We start from the raw sequence: 3,301 nt of genomic DNA on the forward strand, positions 1-3,301 counted from the left end.
CGGAGCCCGCGGCGCGCGCCCTCGAAGCCGAGGTGCGCCGGCATCTGGCGCTGCAAGGGTCTGGAACCCTCGGCCCGTGGGACCCCGAGGAAGTGGAGAGGTTGGCCCGGCGCGCCCTGCAGCGCCATTTCCGCCGCCTCGGCGGGCGGCGACCCCTGGTCGTGGTGGCGAGCCGTTAGGAAGGCCCTGTCGCGGACCGTCGCGGCCTGGCCCCGCCCCTTCCCCCCTGCTGCCACTGATGCCTACTTCGCGCGCTCCAGCGCCGGCAAGGGCACGTAGTACTTGCGGTAGCGCTTGCCGTCCGAATAGGGGGCGCCCCGCGGGTCCTCCACCAGCACGGTGGCCCGCTTCGTCACCCGGTTGAGCACCCCCGCGGTGCGCCGCCCATGGAAGGGGAAGGCCACCCGGTCTCCGACCCGCAGCCCGTGGAGGTCCCGGGCGCGCTCGGAGGGCGTGACCAGGCCGTGGGTGGCCTCGGTGTGGCCGAAGAGACGCCGGGCGAGCTCGCGAAAGCCCGAGGCGCGGCAGCTCGACTTCCCATAGGCAAGGAGCTCGGCCAGGTGGACGAGCTCGTGCTCGAAGATCCGCTGGAGCGCGTCGAGCCGGTCGCGGCACCGCAGCCCGTTCACCTCAACGCGCCGGTGCCCGGCGTGGAAGTTGGAGAAGAGCAGGTGGGTGGAGACCGCGATCTCGTAGGAGGGGGGGCCGCCCGGCCGGGCCGGGCGGAACTGGAAGGTCTTGCCCCCCGCCCGGGTCATGCGCGGCGCCAGGCGAAACCGGAGCCGTCTCGCGGGGTCCGACGCCGCCCCGAGGGTCCGCGTCAGGGCTCCCCCAAAGAAGGCCTGGTCGTATTCGGCGAAGAGAAGCCCCAGATCCCCAACGGCGAGCGCCCGGAAGTTCCCTTCGCCGAGCCTCCCAGACCGCTGGGCCAGGGCGGTGCGGATCCCCTCGGCCCTGCGGCGAATCTCCTCCGGGGCGAACCCGGGGCCTTCCAGCCGCGCGGCGAGCTCCCCGGGGGACGCAGGGACGGAAGCGGAAAGGAGCATCTGGCGATTTCCTCCACGGGGTCGGGACAGCCTTCGCTCGATCCCGCGCACCATCACGTGCTGCGACACCCCGGTTTCTACATCAGTGCGATACCACCATCAAGGTGGTACACCGCTTAGCCCCTTTTGGGAATTCGTCGCGGCCTCCAACGCGGCAGGGCAGCCTGCGTCTGGACCGTGGCGCCGGTCTTGCAAGCGCCCGGGAGCATGGCGGCCCCCACCCTCGCGATCAACCTGTGCAGCGTCCCTCCCCGGGCGCTGGCGTCGCTGCACTTCAACCGCGAGCCCTCGCCCCTGGAGATCCAGGGCGTGCACGCAACCCACCGCCGCCTCTTCCAGCGCCTGGACGCCGAGCCATGCGGGGGCCGCCGCGCGTCGATCTTCCACGACTACCTGGAGGTGGTCTTCCAGCTCCACCAATGGCAGCGGGAGACCTCGGAGCTCGGCCGGCGCAGCCTGCGCAACAGCTACCTGCGCTTCCTGCGCGGCTGGATGGTGGACTCCAACTCCGTGGAGGGGGCGGTGCTCAAGGGCTGGGTCGAGAGCCGCCTGGGCCTGCTGCCCACGTTCCACCGGGAGCCGATCCCCGACCTCCACTCGGAGGCATACTTCCACTATTCCCTCGACCGCACCCGGGGCCACGCCCACACGAGCGCCATCCACTCCCAGCTCGATCTTCTCTTCGCGTACGTGCAGTACGAGCTCGCCCGGTGCCGGCCGGGGGAGACCTACCGCACCCTGTACCGGGGCGTGCACGACCTGGCCGAGCACCGGGTGGTGGAGCAGCTCGGCCCGTCGCGCCTGGTGCTGTGCCTGAACAACCTGAACTCCTTTACCTGGGACTTCGAGCGGGCGTGGGAGTTCGGCACCCGGGTGCTGGAGGCCCGGGTGCCCCTCCCGAAGGTCTTCTTCCAGGCCGATCTCCTGGCGACCTCGATCCTGCGGGGGGAGCAGGAGGTGCTCGTGATCGGGGGCGAGTACGAGGTGAGCGTGAGGACCTATTGAGCGCGGCCCGACACTTCGACCTGCCGGCAGTGGTGGGCCGGGCCCGCGCCTGCCTGCTGGGGCTCGCCCTGGGAGACGCCCTCGGGGCCACCACGGAGTTCATGACCCCCCAGGAGATCCGAGCCCGTTTCGGGGTGCACCGCAAGCTCGTGGGCGGGGGGTGGCTGGGGCTGCGGCCGGGACAGGTCACGGACGATACCGAGATGAGCCTGTGCGTGGCCCGCGCCGTGGCGGCCCGCAGCGGGTGGAACCTGGAGGCGGTGGCCGACGCCTTTTCCGCGTGGCTGCGCGGCCGGCCGACGGACGTGGGGGATACCTGCCGACGCGGCATCCGCGCCTACATGCTCCACGGGCGCACCGAGGCGCCCCCGGGGCGGTGGGACGCGGGCAACGGGGCCGCCATGCGCATGGCCCCCGTGGCCCTGCTGACCCTGGGCGACGACGCCCTGCTGGTGCGCCTGGCCCTGGCCCAGGCGCACCTCACCCACAACCACCCCCTCTCGGACGCGGCGTGCGTTGCCGTGGGGCGCCTGATCCACCGGGCCATGTGCGGAGAAGGCCTCCCGGGGCTCACCTGCGTCGCCCGGGAGCTCGCGGCGGCCCACCCCGAGCTCGACTACCGCGCCTACGACGGCAAGGCCGGCGGGTACGTGGCCGAGACCCTGCGCACCGTGCTCCACTTCCTCCACGCCACCGGGAGCTTCCACGACTGCCTGGTGGGAGTGGTGAACCAGGGGGGCGACGCCGACACCACGGGCGCCATCGCCGGCGCGGTGGCCGGCGCCCTGTACGGTCTCGAGAGCCTTCCCCGCCCCTGGCTCGGGCGGCTCGACCCGGCGGTGCGCGCCGAGCTTTGGGCCCTGGCCGAGCCCCTCGTCCGCCTGAGCCCCCTGGGGCGGCACCTCCCCTGAGCCCGCGCGGGGCGGTCTCTGGGACGACATTGTTACAAACAAGCCATCGTGAAACATATTTGTTTCAATGGAGCCTCTCGCCCAGAGACCCCTGAGGACCCGGGGTCTCGAACCATGCGTCAAGTTTCGAGGCGGTCCCTCGGGGGACGCACGGGGCACCTCTGCCTGCACCGTCGAAATCGAAATCGATATCGAAATCGACGCCGGCTCCGATCGCGATTTCGATTTCGACCGCCATGGGGCCAAGAAGGGCTCTGTTCCGATCCGTGTGGGTTCGCGTAGCGGTTGAGAGCTCGGGAATACGGCCGTTTCACCCGTAGGGGCGCACAGCGTGCGCCC

Annotated in this window: 3 protein-coding genes; 2 read left to right on the forward strand and 1 reads right to left on the reverse strand. The window is 71.5% G+C overall.

What is annotated here, in order from left to right:
* Positions 1-242 precede the first annotated feature (242 nt).
* Entirely contained in the window at positions 243-1,046 is an 804-nt protein-coding gene (locus AB1578_22890; GenBank protein ID MEW6490746.1) for a SprT-like family protein, read from the reverse strand.
* Positions 1,047-1,253: 207 nt separating this feature from the next.
* On the opposite strand from AB1578_22890, the gene AB1578_22895 reads away from it, so the two are divergent.
* Entirely contained in the window at positions 1,254-2,051 is a 798-nt protein-coding gene (locus AB1578_22895; GenBank protein ID MEW6490747.1) for an NAD(+)--dinitrogen-reductase ADP-D-ribosyltransferase, read from the forward strand.
* A complete protein-coding gene (draG, locus tag AB1578_22900; GenBank protein MEW6490748.1) occupies positions 2,048-2,962 on the forward strand; it encodes an ADP-ribosyl-[dinitrogen reductase] hydrolase in 915 nt (304 codons plus the stop codon). The genes AB1578_22895 and draG overlap by 4 nt, the downstream gene beginning before the upstream one ends.
* The last annotated feature ends 339 nt before the right edge of the window (positions 2,963-3,301 follow it).

Source organism: Thermodesulfobacteriota bacterium (genome assembly GCA_040756475.1).
GTDB lineage: Bacteria > Desulfobacterota > Deferrisomatia > Deferrisomatales > JACRMM01 > JBFLZB01.

Coding starts and splice junctions, on each gene's coding strand:
- AB1578_22890 (MEW6490746.1), bottom strand. CDS start 1,046: ATGCTCCTTTCCGCTTCCGTCCCTGCGTCCCCCGGGGAGCTCGCCGCG.
- AB1578_22895 (MEW6490747.1), top strand. CDS start 1,254: ATGGCGGCCCCCACCCTCGCGATCAACCTGTGCAGCGTCCCTCCCCGG.